The organism is Actinomycetospora chlora (assembly GCF_039542135.1).
GTDB lineage: Bacteria > Actinomycetota > Actinomycetes > Mycobacteriales > Pseudonocardiaceae > Actinomycetospora > Actinomycetospora chlora.
In genome coordinates this window covers 1-23,640 of sequence record NZ_BAABHO010000062.1, presented here as the reverse complement: position 1 = coordinate 23,640, position 23,640 = coordinate 1, and the positions used below count along the sequence as shown (strand labels likewise).

General features: G+C 74.5%; 21 protein-coding genes and 1 pseudogene. 6 read left to right on the top strand and 16 right to left on the bottom strand.

Going from position 1 to position 23,640, the window contains the following annotated elements; all coding sequences use genetic code 11:
• Positions 1–3 precede the first annotated feature (3 nt).
• Both ABD994_RS26980 and ABD994_RS26975 read left to right on the top strand, forming a co-directional pair.
• Positions 4–318, top strand: a complete 315-nt coding sequence (locus ABD994_RS26980) for an antibiotic biosynthesis monooxygenase family protein (protein ID WP_345423157.1) — start codon at positions 4–6, stop codon at positions 316–318.
• A gap of 83 nt (positions 319–401) precedes the next feature.
• Positions 402–1,145 carry an SIR2 family NAD-dependent protein deacylase gene (locus tag ABD994_RS26975; protein ID WP_345423154.1) on the top strand — a complete coding sequence of 248 codons (744 nt, stop codon included), beginning with the start codon at positions 402–404 and terminating at the stop codon, positions 1,143–1,145.
• Here the strand turns inward: ABD994_RS26975 and ABD994_RS26970 are convergent.
• On the bottom strand, positions 1,142–2,248 hold the full coding sequence (locus ABD994_RS26970) for a winged helix DNA-binding domain-containing protein (RefSeq protein WP_345423151.1): 1,107 nt from the start codon (positions 2,246–2,248) through the stop codon (positions 1,142–1,144). The genes ABD994_RS26975 and ABD994_RS26970 overlap by 4 nt on opposite strands.
• A gap of 36 nt (positions 2,249–2,284) precedes the next feature.
• Positions 2,285–2,896, bottom strand: a complete 612-nt coding sequence (locus ABD994_RS26965) for a hypothetical protein (RefSeq protein ID WP_345423148.1) — start codon at positions 2,894–2,896, stop codon at positions 2,285–2,287.
• A gap of 140 nt (positions 2,897–3,036) precedes the next feature.
• On the opposite strand from ABD994_RS26965, the gene ABD994_RS26960 reads away from it, so the two are divergent.
• Positions 3,037–4,095, top strand: coding sequence for a YihY/virulence factor BrkB family protein (locus ABD994_RS26960; RefSeq protein ID WP_345423145.1), 1,059 nt, complete (start codon positions 3,037–3,039; stop codon positions 4,093–4,095).
• 33 nt (positions 4,096–4,128) lie between these two features.
• A complete protein-coding gene (locus ABD994_RS26955; protein WP_345423142.1) occupies positions 4,129–5,127 on the top strand; it encodes a helix-turn-helix transcriptional regulator in 999 nt (332 codons plus the stop codon).
• Here the strand turns inward: ABD994_RS26955 and ABD994_RS26950 are convergent.
• From ABD994_RS26950 to ABD994_RS26935, 4 genes are all read right to left on the bottom strand, one after another.
• Positions 5,115–6,473: a hypothetical protein gene (locus tag ABD994_RS26950; protein WP_345423139.1), complete on the bottom strand. Its 1,359-nt coding sequence runs from the start codon at positions 6,471–6,473 to the stop codon at positions 5,115–5,117. The two genes, ABD994_RS26955 and ABD994_RS26950, sit on opposite strands and share 13 nt — an antisense overlap.
• The gene (locus ABD994_RS26945; protein WP_345423138.1) at positions 6,470–8,176 is read right to left on the bottom strand and encodes an ArnT family glycosyltransferase; all 1,707 of its coding nucleotides are present in this window, start codon (positions 8,174–8,176) and stop codon (positions 6,470–6,472) included. The genes ABD994_RS26950 and ABD994_RS26945 overlap by 4 nt, the downstream gene beginning before the upstream one ends.
• 466 nt (positions 8,177–8,642) lie before the next feature.
• Positions 8,643–11,180 carry an ATP-dependent Clp protease ATP-binding subunit gene (locus tag ABD994_RS26940; RefSeq protein WP_345423136.1) on the bottom strand — a complete coding sequence of 846 codons (2,538 nt, stop codon included), beginning with the start codon at positions 11,178–11,180 and terminating at the stop codon, positions 8,643–8,645.
• Between the two features lie 340 nt (positions 11,181–11,520).
• A complete protein-coding gene (locus ABD994_RS26935) occupies positions 11,521–12,924 on the bottom strand; it encodes a M23 family metallopeptidase (RefSeq protein WP_345423134.1) in 1,404 nt (467 codons plus the stop codon).
• A gap of 84 nt (positions 12,925–13,008) precedes the next feature.
• On the opposite strand from ABD994_RS26935, the gene ABD994_RS26930 reads away from it, so the two are divergent.
• Positions 13,009–13,698: a Crp/Fnr family transcriptional regulator gene (locus ABD994_RS26930; RefSeq protein ID WP_345423131.1), complete on the top strand. Its 690-nt coding sequence runs from the start codon at positions 13,009–13,011 to the stop codon at positions 13,696–13,698.
• A 38-nt stretch (positions 13,699–13,736) separates the two neighbouring features.
• Here the strand turns inward: ABD994_RS26930 and ABD994_RS26925 are convergent, their stop codons facing one another.
• From ABD994_RS26925 to exaC, 4 genes are all read right to left on the bottom strand, one after another.
• Entirely contained in the window at positions 13,737–14,105 is a 369-nt protein-coding gene (locus ABD994_RS26925; protein WP_345423129.1) for a histone-like nucleoid-structuring protein Lsr2, read from the bottom strand.
• Positions 14,106–14,238: 133 nt separating this feature from the next.
• Positions 14,239–14,838 carry a cysteine hydrolase family protein gene (locus tag ABD994_RS26920; protein WP_345423127.1) on the bottom strand — a complete coding sequence of 200 codons (600 nt, stop codon included), beginning with the start codon at positions 14,836–14,838 and terminating at the stop codon, positions 14,239–14,241.
• A gap of 102 nt (positions 14,839–14,940) precedes the next feature.
• Positions 14,941–15,381, bottom strand: coding sequence for a DUF779 domain-containing protein (locus tag ABD994_RS26915; protein ID WP_345423124.1), 441 nt, complete (start codon positions 15,379–15,381; stop codon positions 14,941–14,943).
• Positions 15,381–16,904: an acetaldehyde dehydrogenase ExaC gene (gene exaC / locus ABD994_RS26910; protein ID WP_345423121.1), complete on the bottom strand. Its 1,524-nt coding sequence runs from the start codon at positions 16,902–16,904 to the stop codon at positions 15,381–15,383. The genes ABD994_RS26915 and exaC overlap by 1 nt, the downstream gene beginning before the upstream one ends.
• Before the next feature lie 212 nt (positions 16,905–17,116).
• Between exaC and ABD994_RS26905 the strand changes: the two genes are divergently transcribed.
• On the top strand, positions 17,117–18,592 hold the full coding sequence (locus ABD994_RS26905) for a GAF domain-containing protein (RefSeq protein WP_345423118.1): 1,476 nt from the start codon (positions 17,117–17,119) through the stop codon (positions 18,590–18,592).
• Here ABD994_RS26905 and ABD994_RS26900 read toward each other — a convergent pair.
• From ABD994_RS26900 to ABD994_RS26875, 6 genes and pseudogenes are all read right to left on the bottom strand, one after another.
• Positions 18,589–19,419 carry a type III pantothenate kinase gene (locus ABD994_RS26900; RefSeq protein ID WP_345423115.1) on the bottom strand — a complete coding sequence of 277 codons (831 nt, stop codon included), beginning with the start codon at positions 19,417–19,419 and terminating at the stop codon, positions 18,589–18,591. The genes ABD994_RS26905 and ABD994_RS26900 overlap by 4 nt on opposite strands.
• A 16-nt stretch (positions 19,420–19,435) precedes the next feature.
• Positions 19,436–19,939: an aspartate 1-decarboxylase gene (gene panD / locus ABD994_RS26895; protein WP_425550133.1), complete on the bottom strand. Its 504-nt coding sequence runs from the start codon at positions 19,937–19,939 to the stop codon at positions 19,436–19,438.
• A 13-nt stretch (positions 19,940–19,952) separates the two neighbouring features.
• Complete coding sequence (panC, locus tag ABD994_RS26890; RefSeq protein WP_345423109.1) at positions 19,953–20,870, bottom strand: pantoate--beta-alanine ligase; 918 nt, start codon at positions 20,868–20,870, stop codon at positions 19,953–19,955.
• Positions 20,867–21,787, bottom strand: a complete 921-nt coding sequence (locus ABD994_RS26885; RefSeq protein ID WP_345423176.1) for a Rossmann-like and DUF2520 domain-containing protein — start codon at positions 21,785–21,787, stop codon at positions 20,867–20,869. The genes panC and ABD994_RS26885 overlap by 4 nt, the downstream gene beginning before the upstream one ends.
• Before the next feature lie 267 nt (positions 21,788–22,054).
• Positions 22,055–23,272 (bottom strand): PrsW family intramembrane metalloprotease, encoded by a 1,218-nt coding sequence (locus ABD994_RS26880; protein WP_345423106.1) that lies wholly within the window; start codon positions 23,270–23,272, stop codon positions 22,055–22,057.
• A 92-nt stretch (positions 23,273–23,364) separates the two neighbouring features.
• Positions 23,365–23,640, bottom strand: a pseudogene (locus tag ABD994_RS26875) (hypothetical protein); the annotation flags it as partial.

The following is a 23,640-nucleotide window of genomic DNA, read 5'->3' as shown; positions in this document are numbered from 1 at the left end:
GCCATGGCCGTCGTGAAGATCAACGCCATCAGCGTCCCCGAGGGCAGCGGGCCCGAGCTCGAGAAGCGGTTCGCCGCGCGCGGCGAGTCGATCAAGGACACCCCCGGCTTCCTGGGCTACGAGCTGCTCCGCCCGACCTCCGGCGACACCCGGTACTTCGTCTACACCAAGTGGGAGTCCGAGGAGGCCTTCGCCGCGTGGCGCGACGGGGGCGCCGCGGCGGCCGCGCACGCCGGCGAGCGCGCGCAGCCCGTCTCGTCGGGGGCCGACCTCCTGGAGTTCGACCTCGTCCTGCGCGTCGACGGCGCGGGCTCCTGAGCGATCCCGACCCCGCCGGCGTCGCCGCCGCGGCGCAGGCCGTAGCGGGCGCCGGGGCGCTGCTCGTCTGCGCCGGGGCCGGCATGGGCGTCGACTCGGGCCTGCCCGACTTCCGCGGTCCCGAGGGCTTCTGGCGCGCCTACCCGCCCTACCGCCGGCTGGGGTTGCGCTTCGAGGAGATCGCCGACCCGGAGCACTTCGACGCCGACCCCGAGCTGGCCTGGGGCTTCTACGGGCACCGCCTCGCGCTGTACCGGCGGACCGTGCCCCACGCGGGCTTCGCGGTGCTGCGCCGCTGGTCCGAGGCGGTGCCGACGCGGGTGTTCACGTCCAACGTCGACGGCGCGTTCCAGGCGTCGGGCTTCGCCGGCGACGACGTCGTCGAGTGCCACGGCGCGATCGGGATGCTGCAGTGCAGCTGCCCGTGCCACGACGGCACGTGGCCGGCCGACGACGTCGACGTCGTGGTCGACGAGGACACGATGCACGCCCGGCCACCCCTGCCCGCGTGCCCGCGGTGCGGTCGCGTGGCCCGGCCGAACATCCTGATGTTCGGCGACGGCGCCTGGGTGCCCGGCCACCACGCGGACACGATGGCGGCCCACCGCGCCTGGCTGCGCGGGCTCGACCCGGCCCGCCTGGTCGTGCTCGAGCTGGGCGCCGGCACGGCCGTGCCGACGGTGCGCCGCCACGCTGAGCTCGCGTCGGCCGCCTCGGGCGCGCTGATCCGGATCAACGTGCGCGAGCCCGACGTCCGCCACGGCCGCGGCATCGCCCTCGCGTCCGGCGCCCGCGCGACGCTCGAGGCGATCGACGCCGCGCTCTAGATCCCCTTCAGGCCGGCCAGGGTCAGACCCCGGGCGGCGGCGACGCGCTCGGCCTCGTCGTCGAGGCGGGCACGGACGTCGGGCGCGAGCGGCACCACCGGCGACAGCTCCAGCGTCAGCTTCTTCCCCGACGCCCGGGGCCGCCAGGTGCCGACGATCTCGCCGTCGGCCAGCAGCGCCCCCGGGTTCCCGATGATCTTGTACAGCTCCTTGCGGAGGGTCTCGTCGGGCGCGTGCACCTCGCGGTCGCGGGCCTGGAGGATCGGGTCCAGGGGCGGCAGGAGACGGACCACGTCGGGCTCGGGGGCGTCGAGCGCCGCCGGCACGTCCTCGGCGGGCAGCCACGCCCGCCGGCCGCCCAGATCCACCTCCGCCAACCCCGGCAGCGCCGCCTCCCAGGCCGGGGCGAACGCCGTCGGGGTGGTGCCGACGAAGTCGGCGACCTCGCGGGGGCCGGCCGGCCCGTGGAGGCGCAGGTAGTCGAGCACGAGCCGCGCCGCCCGCGCCGGGTCGCCCTCCACGGGCCGCTCCCACCCGGCCGGCGGCGGCGTCAGCAGCAGCGTCTTCTGCGTGGGGTCCAGCCCGACCCCGACCGGCAGCGCCGAGAGCCGCATCAGCTGCTCGTTGATGTGCGTCGTCGCGCAACCCCGGCACTCGCGCAGCAGCGCGTCGGGCAGCATCCGGGTCACCGCGGTGCTCGCGGCGCCCTTCGTGATCGGCTCGGTGACGACCGCGGCGAGCGCGTCGGCGGCTCGGTCGATCGCCTCGCGGGCCGGGATGCCGACGCGCCGCTGCTCGGGACCGCTCCAGTTCAGCCGTGCGGCCGCGTCGGCGTCACCGAACGGCCGCGCGGCCGCGGCGACGGCGTTGAGCTCGCCGGGCGGGTGGTGGTGCGGGGCGCCGCGGTGCGTCCACCCGTCGACGAGCCCGTGCGCCGCCGGATCGGGGTCGCCGTCCGACCGCGCCGCGATGGCGAGCCGGGCGGTCGGCCCCGAGTCCTGGACCCCGAGCGCGAACAGCCGCTCCAGCGTCCGGTCGCGGTGCAGGCCCTGCACGGCGATGCGGTGCGCCATGACCTGCTCGCGGGTCAGCGTCTCCACCATGGGCCCAGGGTGCCGCACCGAGGCTGACACCCCCGGTCAGGATCCGAACGCGGTGCGCTGCTGGAAGCGGAGCGCGTTGAAGACCTGGTTGGACTGGTCGAGGTTCGCCGTCCGGATCTCCCAGCCGTAGGGCGTGCCGTCGTAGATGCCGGTGGACACGACGCGGCCCTGGTACTGGGCGGTGTACAGGGCGCCCTGCTCGACGCCGCCGACCTGCCAGGTGTCGAACTCCTCGATGCGCGGCCCGAGGCGCGTCGTGTCGTCGTACCAGGTCCGCGCCGCCGAGGCGTCGCCCCACTGCGTGAAGGCGACGACCGCGCCGGGCGCCGTGCTCGAGTAGTCGCAGACGTAGGCCTCGGTGGGCGCGGCGCCCGCGCTGTTGGCGAGGCCGTCCGCCGGGCTCACCGGCCGGCAGGTGGCGCCGTCGACGTCGGGGAACACGCGCGCGAGGGGGCGCGCGGACGCCGGCGTGCTCGCCGGGGCGCTCGACGCCGCCGCGGACGGGCTCGCGGACGGTGCCGCGGAGGGCGCCGCCGACGGTGCGACCGACGGGGGCGCGGAGCCCTGACCCGAGCCGCAGCCCGTCAGGGCGAGGCCCAGGGCCACGGTGGCGCCGAGGGCGGCGGCGAAGGATCGGAGGGACGTCATCTCGGGCTCCCCTGGTGAACTGCGACACTGGCGGTCACGTGGAGTATGAATCACGGCGGTGTTGCACGCCCGAACGGGTGGCTCATCCGTTCTGCCGGTGACCGAGAGTTTTTCCTGGGTGACACGGCAAGATGGACGCCGTGAGCTCGGTGCGCGCGGTGCCCGTCACCACGGACATGGACGGCGACGCGCTCTCGGCCGACGACGCCTGGCACACCGCCCGGCGCGTCGGGCTGCGGACGCTCCTGCGCGACGCCCTGATGCGCTTCCGCTACGGCGACGGGTTCAGCCACGCCCGCGGGTTCGCGCTGCAGCTCGCGCTCGCGATCGTCCCGCTCGTCATCGCCGGCAGCGGGCTCGCCACGGCGGTCGGCGCGGAGTCGGTGGCGCAGGTGGTGGCGCGCACCGTCGTCGCGGTGTCGCCCGGGGCGGGTGACCAGCTGCTCGCCGACGTCGTCGCCCGGGGTCCGGCCGAGCTGCCCGAGGAGGACGGCGAGCCCGCGGACTCCCCCAGCGAGAACGTCGGCGAGCTCGCCGTCGCGTTCGGACTCACGACGGCGTTCCTGGCCATGACGAGCGCGATCGCGCAGCTCGAGCGCGGCACCAACCGCATCTACGGCACCGAGCGCGACCGCCCGTTCCTGCGCAAGTACGGCCGCGCCGCGCTGCTGACGCTCACCGCGGGCACGGCGCTCGGTGCCGGCCTCGTCCTCATCATCGCCGGCGGCCCGCTCGGCGACGCCGTCGAGGACGTCTACCGCTGGGGCGACGCCGCGGAGACCGTCTTCGACGTGCTGCGCTGGCCGGTCGGCCTGATCGCGCTGGTCGTCGCGGTGACCGTGCTGTTCCGGTTCTCGCCGCGGCGGCACCAGCCCGGGTTGTCGTGGCTGGCGCTCGGGGCGGGGCTGACCGTGCTGCTCTGGCTGGCGGCGTCCGGCGCCGTCGCGCTCTACGTCGCGGTGTCGGGCGACTTCAGCGACACCTACGGGCCGCTGGCCGGGATCATGGCGCTCCTGCTGTGGGCGACCGTCACCGGCGTCGCGCTGCTGCTCGGCGTCGCCGTCGCGGCCCAGCTCGAGGCCGCGCGGGCGGGGATGGGCGACCCGCTCCTGCGCGACGACGACGCCGACGGCATCCCCGACGAGCTGCAGCCCGAGCAACCGGTGGAAAGCGTGGGTCCGGAAGGGGGACGTGCCTGACAGGGCCTGTCAGGGATGGGGTACCACTGACGCGTGCGCGCCAGCCGCCTGCTCTCCGTGCTGCTCCTGCTCCAGAACCGGGGCCGGGTGACCGCGCGCGAGCTCGCCGACGAGCTCGAGGTGTCGATCCGCACGATCTACCGCGACATGGACGCCCTCTCGGCCTCCGGGGTGCCCGTCTACGCCGACCGCGGCCCCGACGGCGGGTACTCGCTGCTCGAGGGCTACCGGACCCACCTCACCGGCATGACCGCCGAGGAGGCCGACGCGCTGGCGCTCTCGGGGATGCCCGAGGCGGCCGCCGAGCTCGGGCTCGGCCGGGTGCTGGCCGCGGCGCAGCTCAAGGTGCAGGCGGCGCTGCCCGGCGAGCTGTCCGACCGCGCCGGGCGCATTGCCGAGCGCTTCCACCTCGACGCCCCCGGCTGGTTCCGCGAGTCCGACCACGTCCCCACCCTCACCGGCGTCGCCGACGCCGTGTGGAACCAGCGCGTGCTGCGCGTGCGCTACCGGCGCTGGGCCACCGGCGGGCGCGAGCCCGAGGTGGAGCGGGAGCTCGCGCCGCTCGGGCTCGTCCTCAAGGCCGGCACCTGGTACCTCGTGGCGTCCCCGCACGACGGCGACGCGGCGGCCGAGCCGCGGACGTACCGGGTCGCGCGCATCCTCGAGCTCGAGACCCTGGACGTGCGCTTCGAGCGGCCCGCGGACTTCGACCTGTGGAAGTACTGGCACCGGCGCACCCAGGAGCTCACGGACGCGCTCTACCAGGCGGAGGCGACGGTGCGGTTCTCCCCGCGGGCGCTCGAGCTCGCCCCGGTGCTCCTGCGCCCCCACACCGCCCGCGCCCTCGCGGAGGGCACCTGGCCCACCGACGACGACGGCTGGGTCACCGCGGTGATCCCGATCGAGTCGCTCGCCCACGCCCGCTCCGAGCTGCTGGCCCTGGGCGCCGACGTCGAGGTCCTCGCCCCGACGGCCCTGCGCGAGCAGATGGCCGGCGTCGCCCACGCCCTCGCCGGGCTCTACGCGGGCTGACCGGCGATCACCCGCGCGTAGGCGGGGACGTCGATCCCCGAGCCGGGCTCGAAGAGCTGGTCCTCGAAGGCCAGGAAGAACGTGTCGATCCCGCAGTCGCGCGCGTAGCGGGCGGCGGCCACCAGCTGCTCGGCCTCACTGTCGGAGAAGCGTGAACCACCCGTGGTCGGGCCGGGCGGCCCCGGGTTCTCCGCCACCACCGGGAGCCCCACCGAGCGGGCCAGCGCGATGGTCCAGCGCTGCGCGGCGGCGCGGTCCAGCCCGGCCTCCGCGAGCGACTCCGGGGTGTCGCCCGGCCGGCAGGTCTCCTGCCCCGGTGACGCGGCGCGGGCCCGCGTGGCGGTGTCGTCGTCGAGCCCGGTGTAGTCGACGACCAGACGTGAGGGCGGGCTCAGCGAGCGCAGCCGCGCGTCGTGCTCGGCGAAGGTGCGGAAGATGCTCGGGTAGTCGAGCCCGTAGCCGAGTGCGCCCTCCGGATCGGCGCGGCCGTCGAGCCCGCCGGCGACCGCCGCAGCACGGTCCTGCGGCAGGACCCCGCGCCCGGCCAGCGGCACGTGGACGTCGCCGGTGAAGCCGACCGACCGCAGCGTGTCGGACACCCACGTGACGCTGCCGGCGAGCGAGCGGGTGTACCACGCGTACCAGCCGTCGACCTGCTCCGCGGTCATCGGGGCGCCCTGCCAGTCCGGCTCCGACGGGCGCCACCCGGGCATCGGCGAGGGCTCGACGCCCTCGGCGAGCCCTGGGCCGCCCTGGGGCACGTCCCCGAAAGCCCAGAACTGCGTCGTCGTCGCCCCGGAGGGGCCCGGGTAGCCGAGCTCGGCGCTGAGCCGGATCGCCGCGACGTCGCCCAGCCCCACGATGCCGGCGAGGTCCCGCAGGTAGCCGGCGGCAGCGTCGCGGACCGCGCCGTCGAAGACGAGGTCGGGTTCCCGGAGTGGGGAGGTGGCGCCGAACTGGTCGACGAATGCGGCCCCGGGGCGTTCGAGGACCCAGTCCGGCCCGTTGTCCAGCCCGAGCCCGAGCACCACCCGCATCCCGGCGCGGGTGCAGGTCGCGACCCGCTCGCGGACGTCGGCCAGGTAGCCGAGGTCCGGCGCCCCCGCCTCGGGCTCGGCCGCCGCCCACTGCACGTCGATCATGGCCACGGTGACGCCGGCCTGCCGGAGCGCCGGGACCCGGTCCGGGCGGCACGACGAGGCCAGGGTCCCGAACGCGGGCCCGCCCCCGCGCGGGTCCGGGCTCGCGGAGGAGCAGGCGCCGAGGACCAGCACGAGGGCGAGGGCGGCCGCCGCCGCGAGGGCCCCCCGGGCGGCCGAGCCGCGATGCCGCGGGCGACGCCTCACCCGACGTCCGGCAGGGGCGCGACGTTCTCCCCGCGGGCGAGACCCGCGTCGACCTCCGCGGGGTCGAGCCGCCAGACCGTGGTGTCCCCGCCGGTCGGGCCGTGGGCGACGAACACGGGCTGCGCGTGCTGCTGGAGCCAGACCAGCGTCTGCGGCGCGGCCGCGCCGTAACCCTGCTCGAGGATGCGGTTCTGGGTCAGGACGTACTGCGCGCCGTTGTCGCGCATCGACTGCAGGTCGGCCCACTGACCCCAGCCCTCGCGCGGGAGGAAGGCGAAGTCGCCGACCGGGCCGGTCACGGCGACGCGGGCGTCCGGGGGCAGCTGGGTCTCGATGAAGGCCCGTGCCTGGGGCATCCCGTCGTCGACCGTGAGACGGGCCGAGACACCGAGCACGACGGTCGCGACGATGAACACCGACGCCGCGACCATCAGCGGCCGGTGCAGGGCCGGGCGGCGGTCACGGATCTCCGCGATGGCGGTCGCCGAGACGACGACGGAGATGACGATCGTGTAGTAGCCGAACTGCTCCTCGAGGGCGCCGGCGGAGAACGCGTAGACCCCGAACAGCCCGGTGCTGACGCCGATCAGCCCCATCAGACGACGGCCGGTCGGCCGGGCGAAGACCGTGCCGATGCCCGCGACCAGGCAGAGCCCGAGCAGGACGTAGCTCGTGCCGAACCGCGCGACCTCCGCGATCAGGCGGTCGACCAGGCTGACCTGCACCGAGTTGAAGCCGGTGACCTGATCCAGACCGATCATCCGGCGGACGCCGCTGGTCTTCTGCGTGAGCCACTCGCCCAGCTGGCCGTTGGCCGCCACGACGACCACGAAGATCGTGTAGGGCAGGAGCGCCCCGACCGTGATTCGGCCGACCTGCGCGGCGGAGAGGGTCCGGCGCCAGAAGATCGCGGCGACGAGCGGGACGAGGATCTGGATGACGGTCATGTCCTTGGTGACCAGCGCGAAGCCGAACACCACCCCGACACCGACCTCCCGCCAGCGGCGGACCGGCTCGCTCGCCGGATTGGTCAGGACGCCGAGCAGGAGCAGCCAGGCGCCGAGGGTCCACATCGTCCCCGGGGTCTCGAGCATCACGCGGCTGTCGCTGCGCAGCACGAACGGGTCGAACGCGAGGACGGCGGCACCGCCGAGGGCGATCGGCAGCGGCACGACCTTCAGCAGGAGCCGGAAGGCGAGCACCACGACGACGGCGCCGAGGATCGCGATGAGCCAGCGCAGGCCGTAGACGAGGTCGATCGGACCGAGGTCACCGAGGCCGAAGAGCTTGATGAACGCGGCGTCGAGCAGGAACGACCCGATGGGGTGCAGGAAGAACGGCTGATCCTGGAAGGTCGGTAGGTGGCCCTGGGCCACCGAGTTGCCGATCGGGGCGTAGAGCAGCTCGTCGACGAAGAGCTCGTTCGCGCGGGCGAGCCCGATCGCGCGCATGAGGAACGCCACGAGGGCGACCGCGACGGTGAGGGGCCACGTCCGCCCCACGGTCAGCCACCCCGTCCAGCCGCGCTCCGACAGCGAGATCAGCGTGGTGCCGGACTCGGCAGGCGCGCCGCGCAGGGGACGGGCCGGCGCCGGTGCGGGCCGGGGGGCCTTCGGCTGCCGCTTCCACCACGGCTTCTTCTCGTCCTCCCGGGGCCCGAGCGGCGGCGGGGGTGCGCCGGGCGCGAAGGTCCGACCCGGCATGCCGGGCGGAGGCCCGGGGCGACCGGGCGGCGGGACGGGCGGGCCGGGCGGCGGGCCCGGACGGCCGGGGGGCGGACCGGGGCGACCTCGCGGCGGCACGGGGCGTGACGGTCCGCGATGGGTCTCCGGCACGCTGCCACCCCCCACGGGCCCCCCGCTGCGCAGGGTGACCCTGCGCCACGCCTGCTCGTCGCGAGCCACGCTAACGGAGGATCGGGCATCACGGACAGTCCCAGATGCGCGGTGATCCATGGGCACGTGCTGCGTGGGGTTCACGGATTCCTCCGGGGCGGGGGCCGACGTCCTCGGTGCCGGTCCAGCCTGTCCCGCGCCGTGCGGTGATCCGAGGGAGTGCGCCCTCGACCCCGGTAGGGGCTGCCCTACCCCGCCGTCGGCACGACGGAGCCCCGGCCCCTCGAGAGGGGACCGGGGCTCTGTCGACCCACGGGCGGGTCCTAGCGGTGGATCACTCCGCCGCGGCGACCTCGGGGGTGTCGGGCACCGGGGTCGGCTTGGCCTCACCGCGGAAGGTGAAGGTGGCCGACTCCGGGGCCGGCTTGGTGACCCCGTTGTCGTCGGGCTCGGGCGTCCAGCCCTCGACGTCGACCAGCACGATCTGACCGGCCTCGATCTCGCCGAAGAGGATCTTCTCGGAGAGCTGGTCCTCGATCTCGCGCTGGATGGTGCGGCGCAGCGGCCGGGCGCCGAGCACCGGGTCGAAGCCGCGCTGGGCGAGCAGCTTCTTCGCGGCGTCGGTGAGCTCGATCGACATGTCCTTGTTCTGCAGCTGCTTCTCGGTGCGGCCGATCATCAGGTCGACCATCTGCACGATCTCGTCCTCGCGCAGCTGGTGGAACACGATGATGTCGTCGATGCGGTTGAGGAACTCGGGACGGAAGTGCTTCTTGAGCTCGTCCGTGACCTTGTTCTTCATGCGCTCGTAGTTCGAGCCCGAGTCGAGACCGGACTGGAACCCGAGGCCGACGGCCTTCGAGATGTCCTGCGTACCGAGGTTCGACGTGAACACGATGACCGTGTTCTTGAAGTCGACGATGCGGCCCTGACCGTCGGTCAGGCGGCCGTCCTCCAGCACCTGCAGCAGGGTGTTGTAGACCTCGGAGTGGGCCTTCTCGATCTCGTCGAAGAGGACCACCGAGAACGGCTTGCGGCGCACCTTCTCGGTGAGCTGCCCGCCCTCCTCGTAACCGACGTACCCGGGAGGCGCACCGAAGAGGCGCGAGGCGGTGTAGCGGTCGTGGAACTCGCCCATGTCGATCTGGACGAGGGCGTCGTCGTCGCCGAACAGGAACTCCGCGAGCGCCTTGGTGAGCTCGGTCTTACCGACACCCGAGGGGCCGGCGAAGATGAACGAGCCCGAGGGACGCTTCGGGTCCTTGAGGCCGGCGCGCGTCCGGCGCATCGACTGCGACACGGCCTTGACCGCGTCCTCCTGCCCGATGATGCGCTTGTGGAGCTCGTCCTCCATGCGCAGCAGGCGGGTGGTCTCCTCCTCGGTGAGCTTGAACACCGGGATGCCGGTCCAGTTGGCCAGCACCTCGGCGATCTGCTCGTCGTCGACCTCCGCGACGACGTCGAGGTCACCGGACTTCCACTGCTTCTCGCGCTCGGTCTTCTGCCCGATGAGGGTCTTCTCCTCGTCGCGCAGGCGCGCCGCCTTCTCGAAGTCCTGCGCGTCGATCGCGGACTCCTTCTCGCGACGGACGTCGGCGATCTTCTCGTCGAACTCGCGCAGGTCCGGCGGCGCGGTCATGCGGCGGATGCGCATGCGGGCGCCGGCCTCGTCGATGAGGTCGATGGCCTTGTCCGGCAGGAAGCGGTCGTTGATGTAGCGGTCGGCCAGGGTGGCCGCCGCGACCAGCGCCGGGTCGGTGATGGAGACGCGGTGGTGCGCCTCGTAGCGGTCGCGCAGCCCCTTGAGGATCTCGATGGAGTGGGCCACCGAGGGCTCCCCCACCTGGATGGGCTGGAAGCGGCGCTCGAGCGCGGCGTCCTTCTCGACGTGCTTGCGGTACTCGTCGAGCGTGGTGGCGCCGATGGTCTGCAGCTCGCCGCGGGCCAGCATCGGCTTGAGGATCGACGCGGCGTCGATCGCGCCCTCGGCGGCACCCGCGCCGACGAGCGTGTGGAGCTCGTCGATGAACAGGATGATGTCGCCGCGGGTGCGGATCTCCTTGAGGACCTTCTTGAGGCGCTCCTCGAAGTCACCGCGGTAGCGCGAGCCCGCGACCAGCGACCCGAGGTCGAGGGTGTAGAGCTGCTTGTCCTTCAGCGTCTCGGGCACCTCGCCCTTGACGATGGCCTGGCCGAGGCCCTCGACGACGGCCGTCTTGCCGACGCCGGGCTCGCCGATGAGCACCGGGTTGTTCTTGGTCCTCCGGGAGAGGACCTGCATGACCCGCTCGATCTCCTTCTCCCGGCCGATGACCGGGTCCAGCTTGCCCTCGCGGGCCGACTGGGTGAGGTTGCGACCGAACTGGTCGAGCACGAGGGACGACGACGGGGTGCCCTCGCCGCGCTGGCTGCCGGACTCCGCGGGCTCCTTGCCCTGGTAGCCCGAGAGCAGCTGCAGCACCTGCTGGCGCACACGGTTGAGGTCCGCGCCGAGCTTGACGAGCACCTGGGCGGCGACGCCCTCGCCCTCGCGGATGAGCCCGAGCAGGATGTGCTCGGTGCCGATGTAGTTGTGCCCGAGCTGCAGCGCCTCGCGCAGCGACAGCTCCAGCACCTTCTTGGCGCGGGGGGTGAAGGGGATGTGGCCGGAGGGCGCCTGCTGGCCCTGGCCGATGATCTCCTCGACCTGCTGGCGCACGCCCTCGAGGGCGATCCCCAGCGACTCGAGGGCCTTGGCGGCGACGCCCTCGCCCTCGTGGATCAGCCCGAGCAGGATGTGCTCGGTGCCGATGTAGTTGTGGTTGAGCATCCTGGCCTCTTCTTGGGCCAGGACGACCACCCGCCTCGCGCGGTCGGTGAACCTCTCGAACATTCGTCACTCCTGACTGCTGCGCCGGCGGTCCTCCACCGAGTGTCCCCGAAGAGACCGACCCGGTGACCCCTTGGCTGGTGCCCGATGACGGATCGGGACCCCCACGGTGCCCGAACTGCCCTTGCACCGTAAGGCCATCCTAGTCGTCGCGCGTGACACACCGGGATGGCGATGGTTGCACCACCGTGACGGGCGCCACGCCGGCCCGGCCGGTCCGGCCGGGCACGTGGAGACCCCGCGCCGGTCGGGCCGGGGTCCTCTCTGCACCAACCCTGCGGGGCCCTCGCGCCATCCCGCCCGGGTGTTCGCGGCGGGCGAACCACCCGGGCGGGTCAGCGGGTCAGGGCGCGGGTGCCGCCGGATAGGACATGACGTCGAGCACCAGCGGCATCGTGCCGTTCTGCGGCCCGGCCCCGGCCCGGTCGACCTGGAACGGCACGGGCCCCGACGCCCCCTGCTGCAGCGACTCCTGCGACGCCACACGGCCGTCGACGGTGTAGCTGTCGAAGACGAACGGCAGCCCGTTCGACGCCAGCGGGTCGGGCCCGTCCATGAGGTGGAAGTGCAGGTGCGGGCCGTCGGTGTTGCCCGTGTTGCCGAGCTTCCCGATGACCTGCCCGCGGCGCATCTGCTGGCCGACCCGGAGGTTCAGCGGGTTCCCCGGCTGCTCGTGCGCGTAGAGGGCGTACCGGCCGCCGCCGATGTCCTGGACGACGTGGGAGCCGCTGTACTCGTCGAGCCGCAGGCCCTCGGGGTCCGCGCCCGGCGGCTGCGTCGGCAGGTTGTCGACGAGACCGACGATCGGCCCGTCGGCGACGGCCAGGATGTCGGCGCCGTAGAACGGATAGCTGGCCAGATCGGTGGGCGGCCCGCTCATCTGGCGGTTCTGGTCGTCGAGCCGCACGTAGTCGATCGCGAAGCGCTCGGGGGCGAACAGGCGGCCGTCGATGGGGCTCACCGCGGCCCGGTGGGCGGTGACCTGGCAGCAGCTGTTGCCGTCGAGCCAACCGGCGCCCGCCAGGGGCGGCGAGATGCGCGCCGGCGGGGTGCGGTCGACCGTCACCGGCGCCACGGGTTCGGAGAGCGTGGCCGGCACGAGCGGCGGGTTCGGCTGCGCGAACGACACGTCGAGGCGGTGCACCAGCTGGGTGGGCACGGGGTCGGTGGGCGCCAGGGAGACGTCGAGCCAGAGCAGCCCGCCCTGGCCCGGCTGGAGGGCCCGGGTGCCCAGGGAGGCACCGAACGGCTTGATCCACGGTGCGAGGGCGTCACCGTCGAGGCGCAGCAGCGACCGGCCGTCGCCGAGCACCTCCACCCCCGTGATCGTCGCCTGCTGCCCGATCGTGTTGCCCAGCTGGAGCTCGTAGGCCAGGTGCACGCGCCCGTCGGAGGCCGGCACCGCGATCGGCGCGGCCAGGACCGACGCCGTCACGGGCGTGAACGTCGAGCCCGTGCCGGGGGTGGTGTCCGACGCCGACGGTCCGCCGAACGGACCACGGGTCGACGGGTCGGACGCCGACGCGGACGACGGTGTCGACGTCGGCGGCGCGGACCCACCCGGGCCCCCGCAGGCCGCCAGGACCGTCACCACCGCGAGCAGGACGCCGACCGCCGCGACCCGCCCACCTCTCCCCTTGCCCACGCCGTCTCCCCGCTGCTCGAGCTGCTGCTCGAGCGGCTGCTCGAGCTGTGTCGTGTCGGACTTCCGACCGGACCGTCGACGGCGGACGGTAGGGCTCCGCATGATCGACGCGCTGTCATGGCGACGACAGCGCGGTTGGGCCGGACGGGTGATGAACGCCGTCCGACGTGAGCAGGGGGTGGCCGGGTGACGGTGGTGGTCGGGACGCGGGGCGTGCGGGCCCGGGACGTCGTGGGGAGCTGCCCCCAGCTGCGGGGTCTCGACGCCGCGGCGGCGCGGGCGCTCGCCGACGCGTCGACGCTGCGGTGCTACGCCGCCGGCGAGCCCGTCTTCCTCGAGGGTGGGCCGGGCGACGCGATGTTCGTGCTGCACCGCGGCGCCGTGGTCGCCCGGCTCGGCTCCGCGGCGGGCGACGTGGTCGACCTCGGGGTCGCCGCCGAGGGGCACGCCTTCGGCTACTCCGAGGTCCTGCGCCCGGGCCGCCGCAGCGAGGACGCCGTGGCGATCCGCGACTCGACCGTCCTCGTCGTCCCGGCGGCGGCGGCCCTGCGGGCGCTGCGCGCCAGCCCCGAGACCCTCCTGGCGCTCGCCCGCGACCTCGTGCGGATCGTCGGGCTCCAGAACCGGGCGCGCAGCGGCCTGCGCCGGCCCGTGGACCGCCGGGTCGCCGCGCTGCTGCTCGAGCTGCCCGCCGGTGGCGAGCTCGTCGCCTTCGGCGGCTCCCAGACGCTGCTGGCCCAGCGTCTCGGGATCGCCCGCCAGACCCTCAACGCCGCGCTGCGGACCCTCGCGGACCGGGGCCTGCTCGTGCTCCACCCCGGCGGCCGGTCGGCGACGCTGGACCGGGCCCGGCTCGCCGCGCACGCGGCGTCCTGAGACCCGACGTCCTCCCGCCGAGCGCGGCCGGCCGGGGCTCAGTGCGCCTTGTGGTACGCCTCGGAAACCTCGCTGGGGATGCGGCCGCGCTCGCTGACCGTCATGCCCTGCTTGCGGGCCCACTCGCGGATCGCCTGGTTCTGCTCGCGGTCGACCGCCGCGCGGCCGCCCCCGCCCCCGCTGCCGCGCCGCGATCCCGACGACGCGGACGGCGCGGAGGTGCGGCGCCGGCCGCCGCTGCGGCGGGCGTGGGCGACGTAGTCGGCGAGCGTGTCGCGCAGCGCGGCGGCGTTCGCCTCCGAGAGGTCGATCTCGTACGTCGCGCCGTCGAGACCGAACTCGACGGTCTCGTCGGCCTCCGACGCGTCCAGGTCGTCGACGAGGGACACCACGACTTTCTGCGCCAACACGACCTCCGTGAGTCCGACCCGAAATGGTCGGCCGGACCCTATTTCCGCGCGTGCCCGTTTGTCGAGTGACACGCGTCGCGGAACGCGCCGGAACTCCGGTGGAACGTCGCGGCCATCTGGACGAATTGCGTCAGTCGGGGATGGCCGTCGCGTCGGGAACCACGACCGCGAACATGTCCGAGAGCGCGGCGAGACTCGCGCTCTGCAGGGCGGATGCCGAAACCGTACCGTCCGGTCCGGGAAGTGCGCGGGTGGCGGTCGCGCCGGCCACCACCGACGGAGCGAATCCCGCGTTGAACGCCCCGCGAGCGGTGGAGTTCACACACATGTGTGTCATGAACCCGGCGAGCACGAGGTTCGTGGCGTCCTTGCCCCGCAGGTGGGACTCGAGGTCGGTCCCGACGAAGGAGTTCGGGAAGTTCTTGACGATCCGGTGCTCGCCCTCGCGCGGCGCCACGCGGTCGACGATCGCGCCGATCTCGTCGCGGACGTCGTAGGGCGTCCCCTCCCCCGCGTCGTGCTGCACGTGGACGATCGGGATGCCCGCGCTGCGGGCGCGGTCGAGCAGGGCCGCCGCCTCGTCGATCGCCGGCTCGACGCCCTCGAGGGCCATCACGCCGCGCGTATAGGTGTTCTGCAGGTCGATCATCACGAGGACCGAGTCGGCCAGGGGCGCGGGGCTCGCGGGCAGGCCGGTGAGCTCGCGCAGGGTCGTGGACGGAGTGCTCACGGATCGGGCTCCTTCGGTGCGACGGACGAGCGAGGGACGCCCTCGCTGCGTCCTGCGCAGCGAGGGCGCCCCTCGATCCTGCGGGGCCTGCCGGGCGACCGGCTAGAGGTCGTCCATGTTCCGCATCTCGTCGTCGGTGAACAGTCGCGAGCGGATGATGAAGCGGACCCCTTCGGGCGCCTCCACCGAGAACCCGCTGCCGCGGCCCTTCACCACGTCGACGGTGAGGTGCGTGTGCTTCCAGTACTCGAACTGCGACGAGGACATGTAGAAACCGATCGGCCTCTCCAGTCCCTCCACGGTCAGGTCCCCGAGGTGGACGTCCGAGCCCCCGACCTTGAAGTCCCCGTCCGGGTAGCACATCGGGGCGCTGCCGTCGCAGCACCCGCCGGACTGGTGGAACATCAGCGGGCCGTGGAGGTCGGTGAGCGACACCAGGAGCTCGGCCGCCTGCGGACTCAGGGCGACGCGGGCCGTCGTCCCCGAGCCCGGCACCTCCGGCACCGGGTCGGTGACGTCGGTGCTGGTGCTCACCCCGTCCATCAGAAGAACCCGAGCGCGTCGTTCGAGTAGCTCTGCAGGATGTTCTTCGTCTGCTGGTAGTGGTCGAGCATCATCTTGTGGTTCTCGCGGCCGATGCCCGACTGCTTGTACCCGCCGAAGGCCGCGTGGGCCGGGTAGGCGTGGTAATTGTTCACCCACACCCGGCCGGCCTGGATGTCGCGGCCCGCGCGGTAGGCGGTGTTCGTGTCGCGCGACCAGACGCCGGCGCCGAGCCCGTAGAGGGTGTCGTTCGCCTGCGCCATGGCGTCGGCGTAGTCCTCGAACCGCGCGACCGAGAGCACCGGACCGAAGATCTCCTCCTGGAAGATGCGCATCGAGTTGTTGCCCTCGAAGACGGTCGGCTGCACGTAGTAGCCGCCCCCCAGGTCCCCGCCCAGGTCGGCGCGCTCGCCGCCCGTGAGGACCCTGGCGCCCTCCTGGCGACCGATGTCGATGTAGGACAGGATCTTCTCGAGCTGGTCGTTCGAGGCCTGCGCGCCCATCTGCGTCTCGGTGTCGAGCGGGTTGCCCATCCGGACCTGCTCGGCCCGCTTGACGCCCTGGGCCACGAACTCGTCGTAGATGCCGCCCTGGACGAGCGCGCGCGACGGGCAGGTGCAGACCTCGCCCTGGTTGAGGGCGAACATCGCGAAGCCCTCGAGCGCCTTGTCGTAGAACGCGTCCTGCTGCGAGGCGACGTCGTCGAAGAAGATGTTCGGGCTCTTGCCGCCGAGCTCGAGCGTCACCGGGATGAGGTTCTCGGAGGCGTACTGCGAGATCAGGCGCCCGGTCGTCGTCTCACCGGTGAAGGCGATCTTGCGGATGCGGCTCGACGACGCCAGCGGCTTGCCCGCCTCGACGCCGAACCCGTTGACGATGTTCAGCACGCCCGGGGGCAGCAGGTCGCCGACGACGTCCATGAGGACGTGGATCGAGGCCGGGGTCTGCTCGGCGGGCTTGAGGACGACCGCGTTGCCGGCGGCCAGGGCCGGGGCCAGCTTCCAGATCGCCATGAGGATCGGGAAGTTCCACGGGATGATCTGACCGACCACGCCCAGGGGCTCGTGGAAGTGGTAGGCGACCGTGTCCTCGTCGATCTGGGAGAGGTGACCCTCCTGCGCGCGGATCGCGCCCGCGAAGTAGCGCAGGTGGTCGATCGCGAGCGGGATGTCGGCGACGAGGGTCTCGCGGACCGCCTTGCCGTTCTCCCAGCTCTCGGCGACCGCGATCTTCTCGAGGTTGGCCTCGATGCGGTCGGCCATCGCGTTGAGGATGCCCGCGCGCTCGCCGACGGAGGTCTTGCCCCACGCCGTCGCGGCACCCTCGGCCGCGTCGAGGGCCTTCTCGACGTCGTCGGCCGTGCCGCGGGCGACCTCGGTGAACGTCTGCCCCGTCTGCGGGGTCGGGTTCTCGAAGTACTGACCCTTCGCCGGCGCGACGTACTCGCCGCCGATGTAGTGGTCGTACCGGGGCTTGAACGAGACGACGCTGTCCGCCTGTCCCGGCGCCGCGTAGATGGCCATCTGTGTCCCTCCACATCGTGGGCTCGGTGATCGCGGACACTAGGCAGCGAGGGGTTGCACGGACGTTGCAACGCATCTGCGGCACGTGTGTTGCTTCCTGGCCGCGGAAGCGGGTTCGATGAAGGGTTGCCTCACCCGCCGCCGTGGAGCACGATCGACCGAACGGCGGGTGGCGCGTGGACGTCCGCCCGGTCGCAGTGCAGGGGGCGCCGATGCCGCAGGCCGAGCGGGGTGGGCGCGCGCCGACGGGAGCGGTCCCGTCCGACCCCCTCGAGCGCGCCCGGCTGCTCGAGCGCATCCGCGACGCGGTGCTCTCGGGCACCGCGAGCCCGGCCTCCCCCCGCGACGTCGTCTCGGCGTCGTGGCGGCGCTCCCTCGACGCGCGCGTCGACCCCGACCACGGACGCCCGCGCCGCGTCTACGCCACCGACGAGCTCGACGACGTCCGCGGCGGGCACGTCCTCGCGCCGGTGCTGCCGCTCCTGCGGCGCACGCTGCTCGACGTAGCCGACGAGGCCGTCCACATGATGATCGTGACCGACGCGCGGGGGCACATCCTCTGGCGCGAGGGCAACGCCGGCGTCCTGCGCCGCGCGGACGACGTCGAGCTCGTCGAAGGCACGCGCTGGAGCGAGGACTCGATCGGCACCAACGCGATGGGGACCGCGCTGGCGTCCGGTCGCGCGGTGCAGATCCACTCCGCCGAGCACCTCGTGCACCTCTACCGCTCGTGGACCTGCGCGGCCGCGCCGATCCACGACCCCGACACCGGCGAGGTCCTCGCCGCCATCGACCTCACCGGGCCGCTGCGGACGTTCCACCCGAGCACGCTCGCGCTGGTCCGGGCGGCGGCGGAGCTCGCGGAGCTGCACCTGCAGGCCCGCCTCGTCGAGCGCGACGAGCGCCTGCGCGCGCGCAACCGGCCCCACCTCGACGGTCTGCGGGGCGAGCCGGGCGCGCTGCTCGCGCCCGGTGGCCGCGTGCTGACCGCGCAGCCCGCCGGCTGGCTGCCCGACCGCGTCGCGATCCCCGACGGCGGCGGCCGGGTCGACCTCGGCGAGCACGGTGAGGGCGTCGTGGAGCCGCTGGCCGAGGGCTGGCTGCTGCGCCGCGCGCCCCGGGCGTCGCCGCACCCGACACTGGCGCTGCCCTTCCTGGGCGCCGAGCGGCCCGTCGCGCGCCTCGACGGGCGTCCCGTGCGCCTGAGCCTGCGCCACGCCGAGATGCTCACGCTGCTCGCGCTGCACCCCGACGGGCTCACCGCCGACCGACTGGCGTGCGGGCTCTACGGCGACGCCGGCAACCCCGTGACCGTGCGCTCCGAGGTCCACCGCCTGCGCAACGCCCTCGGCTCCTCGCTGATCAGCACCCAGCCCTACCGCCTGCGCGCCGCCGTCGACGCCGACTTCCTGGCCCTGCGCGCCGACCTGCGCGCCGGCCGCGTCCCCGCGCCCCACCTCCTGCGCCGCGGGGCGCTGCTGCCCACCTCCGACGCCCCCGCCGTGCGGGAGGAGCGCGACCACCTCGACGTCGCCGGGCGCGCCGCGGTGCTGCGCCGCGGGGACGTCGACGCGCTGTGGGCGCTCGCGCAGACCGAGGCCGGCGCCGCCGATCCGGAGCTCGCCGACCGCCTGCGCCACCTGCTGCCCGACGCCGACCCGCGCCGCGACGCGCTGGCTCCCGGCTAGGAGCGGGCGGCCCGCTTCGCCGCGCGCTCGTCGCGGCTCCTCGCCCGGCGCCGGTGCACCGACCGCAGGCCGAGCAGGGTCAGGTCCGGGACGTGGTGGGTGACCGTCGCGCACTGGTCGACGACGACCGGCGCGAAGCCGCCCGAAGCGACGACGGCGACCGGGGCACGGCCCTCGGGATCGCGGGCCGCGATCTCCCGGCCGACCCGCGTGACGAGCCCGTCGACCTGCGCGGCGGCACCGAGGACGAGCCCGGCCTGCATGCTCTCGACGGTGTTGCGGCCGAGCACCGAGCGCGGCACGACGAGCTCGACCGGGCGCAGCGCCGCGGCCCGCAGCGCCAGCGCCTCGGCGGCGACCCCGACGCCGGCGGCGATCGCCCCGCCGAGGAACTCCCCGCGGGCCGAGACGGCGTCCACCGTCGTCGACGTCCCGAACACCACGACGACGCACGGTCCACCGAACCGCTCGTGGGCGGCCAGGGCCTGGACGACGCGGTCGGCGCCGACCTCCTTGGGGTTGTCGACGAGCAGCGGTACGCCGGTGCGCACGCCGGGCTCGACGAGCAGGTGGTCCAGGCCCGCGAAGTGCCGGCCCACCATGCCGCGCAGCTCGCGCAGCAGCACCGGCACCGTCGACAGCGCGGCCACGGCCGTCACGTCGGCGACCCGGGCACCGAGCAGCCCACGCACGAGCAGCGCGATCTCGTCGCCGGTGGCCCGGGGCTCGGTGCGGAGCCGCCCGTCCCAGACCGCGGGGCCGTCACCGTCGTCGGGGTAGAGGGCGAGCGCGGTCTGGGTGTTGCCGACGTCGACGCAGAGGAGCACCGCGCGCCGCCGGTGCCTAGTGGTCCGCGGAGAGCAGCGCGTCGAGCCGCCGGGCGTCGGTGGTCTCGGCCCGGTCCTCGCCGCGCGCGGGCTGGCGGTGGCGGGCCGGGCGCGCCTCGGTGCCGGGGCGCAGCAGCGACGTGGTGGGCGGGGCGTCGGGCACGTGGGCCGGGTCCGTGCCGCGGTCGAGCACGCGGTTCTGCTCGTCGACGAACACGACCCGCGGCTGGTACGTCCGGGCCTCCGCGTCGTCCATGACGCCGTAGGAGATGAGGATGACGAGGTCGCCGGGCGCCACGAGGTGTGCCGCGGCGCCGTTGATCCCGATGACCCCGGAGCCGGCCGGACCGGTGATCACGTAGGTCTCGAGCCGGGCGCCGTTGGTGACGTCGACGATCGCGACCTGCTCGCCGGGCAGCAGGTCGGCCGCCCGCATGAGGTCCTCGTCGACGGTCACCGAGCCCACGTAGTGCAGGTTCGCGTCCGTCACCGTCGCGCGGTGGATCTTGGACTTCAGCATCGTGCGCTGCACGTCAGACTCTCCTCACGAGGGACACGGCGGCGTTGTCGATCAGGCGGGTGGCACCGGCCCGGGCCGCGACGAGCAGGCGCGCGGGGCCGATGTCGGGGGCGGGGCCGAGGTCCTCGTCGCGCAGCTCGAGGTAGTCGACCTGCAGGCCGGTCTCGAGGTCCAGCACCGCGCGGGCGGCGTCGAGCACGGCCTGCGGGCCCTGCTCGCCGGCGTACTGCCCGGCGGACAGCGCCGCGGACAGCGCGACGGCGGCCTGCCGCTGCGTCTCGTCGAGGTAGGCGTTGCGGCTGGACAGGGCCAGCCCGTCGGTCTCGCGGACGGTCGGGACGCCGACGACGTGGATGTCGATGTCGAGGTCGCGCACCATCCGGCGGATCAGCGTGAGCTGCTGGTAGTCCTTCTCGCCGAAGAACGCGACGTCGGCCACGGAGATCGCGAAGAGCTTGTTGACCACCGTGAGCATCCCGGCGAAGTGCCCGGGCCGGATCGCGCCCTCGAGCTCGCCGCCGAGCGGGCCGGGGTCGATCGAGGTGCTGGAGCCCTCGGGGTACATGTCCTCGACCGACGGCGCGAAGACCAGCTCGACGCCCTCCTCGCGGCAGAGCTCGAGGTCGGCCTCGAAGGCGCGGGGGTAGCGGTCGAAGTCCTCGTTCGGCCCGAACTGCCGCGGGTTCACGAAGATCGAGACGACGGTCGTGGCGCCGGGGATGCCGCGGGCGTAGCGCATGAGCTCGCGGTGGCCCTCGTGCAGGGCGCCCATGGTGGGCACGAGCGTCACGCGACGCCCGGCCGTGCGCAGCGCGCGGGTCACGCGCCGCAGGGCGTTCGGGTCGCGGTGCACGGTCAGCTCGTCCGCCGAGTACTGCGGACGCGCGCGGCCGACCAGGGGGTTGGTCCGCAGGCTGGAGGGGCGGGTCACGGGCGGGGCCTCTCGGCGAGGGCGGACACGACGTCGCGCGCGGCGTCGGGGTCGAGCAGGCCGCCGGCGCGGGCGCGCTCGGCGGTGCGGCGGGCCAGGGCCCGGTAGAGGGGCGCGGACTCGGGGGCGCGCGCGTCGAGGTGGCGCAGGTGGGTGGCGACGGTGCCGGCGTCGCCGCGCACGACGGGGCCGGTCAGCGCGCGGTCGCCGTGGCGCAGGGCGTTGTCCAGCGCGGCCGACAGCAGCGGCGCGAGCACCCGCTCGGCCGGCTCGATGCCGGCGTTCGACAGCAGGTCGGCGGCCTCGCGCACCAGCGTCGTCAGGTGGTTGGCGCCGTGGGCCAGCGCCGCGTGGTAGAGCGGGCGGACGGCCTCGGGCACGCGCACGGGCTCGGCGCCCATCTCGACCACCAGCGCCTCGCCGACCAGCCAGGCGGCGTCCGCGTCCTCGGAGACGAAGCCTGCGGAGCTCGACCCTTCGAGAGAGAGGCCCTCGGGCGCGGTGACGCCGACGCACGCACCGGTCAGACGGGTGACGTCCTCGGGGCGCCCGGTGATGGTCATCGCGGGGTGCAGCGCGATCGGCAGCACGTCGTGCTCGGCGGCCGGTGCGAGGACGCCGACCCCGGCGGCCCCACAGGTGTGCACGACGATCTGGCCCGGCCGCAGGCAGTCCGACGCCGCGAGGCCGCGCACGAGCCCGGGCAGGACGTCGTCGGGCACGGCGAGCAGCGCGAGGTCGGCACGGCGGACGACCTCGTCGGGCGGGAGGATCTCGGCGCCGGGCAGGAGCTCCTCGGCGCGGGCGCGGGACGCGCGGGAGACCGCGGAGGCGGCGACGACCGTGTGCCCGGCGTTCGCGAGCGCGGCGCCCAGCACCGCACCGACGCGCCCGGCGGAGACCACACCGACGTGCAGCCGCGAGCCCTCGCGGGGGGTCGGGGTCGGACCGGCGGCGGAACCCTGCCCCGCCCGCCCGGCGCCCCCGTCGGCGTCGGCGCCCACGTGCCACCTCACTCGTTCGGCTCGTTCCCGTCCCGCTGCCGCGGGTACCGGACGATCACTGGCGCCCACGGTAACCGTCCGCGGCCCGCGCGGCCGTCGCGGTGAGCGGGTTCACGCGCCGCCCGCCGCGAGCGAGGGCGTCCCTCGCGCCGTGTCGAGCAGCGAGGGAGTCCTTCGACCCTACTGGCGGTGGTGGTGACCACCCGGCGCCGGCCAGGAGGGCGGCGGCCCGCCGTGGCCGGGCGGCGGTGGCCCGGTGGGTCCTTGCACGCCCGGGGCGTTGACGGCGGCGAGGCGGGTGCGCACGACGTTGTCGAGCAGCTCGGCGTGCCAGTCGGCCCGCGGTGGCAACGCGCCCTTCTCGGCCCGCGCGCGCAGGAAGGCGAGCTCGGTGACGGCGTGCTGGTAGTCCTCGACCGCCCGGGCCGCCGGCGCGCCGGCCCGGCGGGCCACCGCCTGGCGCCAGCGTCGCCGCCCGGCGAGGCTCGAGAGCAGCGGCACCTCGCTGGGCGCGATCCAGCCGGCGGCCGCGAAGCCGGGCATCTGGCGGGCGAGGATCTCGCGCTCCCGGCGCCGCTGCCACACGACGAGGCCGATCATCCCGGCGAACAGCGGCAGCATGATCAGCAGGTAGATCCCGAAGAACCCGGCGCCCAGCTGCGTCGAGGAGTTCCACAGCGCGTGCAGCACGACCGCGAGCACGTACCCGCCGAGCACCGCGACGGTGCCGACGACGCGCGAGCGGGCCTGCGAGGCGATCCCGACACCGATGCCCGTCATGGCGGTGAAGAGGGGGTGCGCGAACGGCGAGAGCACCCCGCGCAGCACGAACGTCGCGAGCACGGCCGGGCCGACCGCGCCCTCGGCCTCGGTGAACGCCCGGCCGAAGTAGATGATGTTCTCGGTGAAGGCGAAGCCGGCCGCGGTGATGCCGGCGTAGACGACGCCGTCGACGATGCCGTCGAACTCGCGGCGGCGGATCAGCAGCAGGCCCACGACGAACGCGCCCTTGACGAACTCCTCCACCAGCGGCGCCGAGATCACCGCGCCGACGAGGTCGCCCTGCCCGCGCCCGAGCAGCAGCTCCGCGGCGATCATCGCGCTGGAGTTGATGACCACCGCCACCAGCGCGGAGAGCCCCGCGCCCCACAGGAACGCGGCGAGCAGCAGGCGCGGCGGCTCGGGCTCGAAGCGGTCGATCCACAGGAACGCCGCGACCACCGGCGCCACGGGCAGCAGCGCGAGCACGACGCCGATGACGACCCCGGCGGCCCCGATCTCGGAGCTGGCGAGGCCCACGGTCACCAGACCGCAGATGCCGAGCACGATCAGGCCGACGACCGGCCAGACGAGCGTGCGGCGCTGCTGCGGCGCCAGGCGGACCGGAGGGGCGATCACCCTGCCGGAGGGTAACGACTCCCCCGCGCGGCGGCCCGTCCACGGTGCCCCGGCGTGCCCGCACCGCAGGTTCGCTGCGCGAGTGGCGGGGCTCAGGGCTCGCGACGGCGACGGCCGCCGGTGCCGCCGGCGGCGGCGTGGGCCGCGAGGAGCTCGGCGACGGTCCGGCCCGTGGTCGGCGGCTCGCCGGCCCGGCCGCGACGCGACGGGCGCTCGACCGGCGGCTCGGGTACCGGCCCGTAGCCGGCGGAGCGGACGTACTGGTCGACGTACGAGCCCGCGACCAGCACGGACGGGTCGGCGACGGGGGCCGGCGGCGCGGGGCGCAGCGGCGCCGCGCCGGGCCGCGGGGCGGGCGCCGGGGACCG

Excerpts from the sequence above, each read along its gene's own strand:
- ABD994_RS26940 (WP_345423136.1), bottom strand. The coding sequence starts at position 11,180 with ATGTTCGAGAGGTTCACCGACCGCGCGAGGCGGGTGGTCGTCCTGGCC.
- ABD994_RS26965 (WP_345423148.1), bottom strand. The coding sequence starts at position 2,896 with ATGACGTCCCTCCGATCCTTCGCCGCCGCCCTCGGCGCCACCGTGGCC.
- exaC (WP_345423121.1), bottom strand. The coding sequence starts at position 16,904 with ATGGCCATCTACGCGGCGCCGGGACAGGCGGACAGCGTCGTCTCGTTC.
- ABD994_RS26980 (WP_345423157.1), top strand. The coding sequence starts at position 4 with ATGGCCGTCGTGAAGATCAACGCCATCAGCGTCCCCGAGGGCAGCGGG.
- ABD994_RS26975 (WP_345423154.1), top strand. The coding sequence starts at position 402 with ATGGGCGTCGACTCGGGCCTGCCCGACTTCCGCGGTCCCGAGGGCTTC.
- ABD994_RS26905 (WP_345423118.1), top strand. The coding sequence starts at position 17,117 with ATGCCGCAGGCCGAGCGGGGTGGGCGCGCGCCGACGGGAGCGGTCCCG.
- ABD994_RS26970 (WP_345423151.1), bottom strand. The coding sequence starts at position 2,248 with ATGGTGGAGACGCTGACCCGCGAGCAGGTCATGGCGCACCGCATCGCC.
- ABD994_RS26915 (WP_345423124.1), bottom strand. The coding sequence starts at position 15,381 with ATGGACGGGGTGAGCACCAGCACCGACGTCACCGACCCGGTGCCGGAG.
- ABD994_RS26945 (WP_345423138.1), bottom strand. The coding sequence starts at position 8,176 with ATGCCGGGTCGGACCTTCGCGCCCGGCGCACCCCCGCCGCCGCTCGGG.
- panD (WP_425550133.1), bottom strand. The coding sequence starts at position 19,939 with ATGCTGAAGTCCAAGATCCACCGCGCGACGGTGACGGACGCGAACCTG.
- ABD994_RS26935 (WP_345423134.1), bottom strand. The coding sequence starts at position 12,924 with ATGCGGAGCCCTACCGTCCGCCGTCGACGGTCCGGTCGGAAGTCCGAC.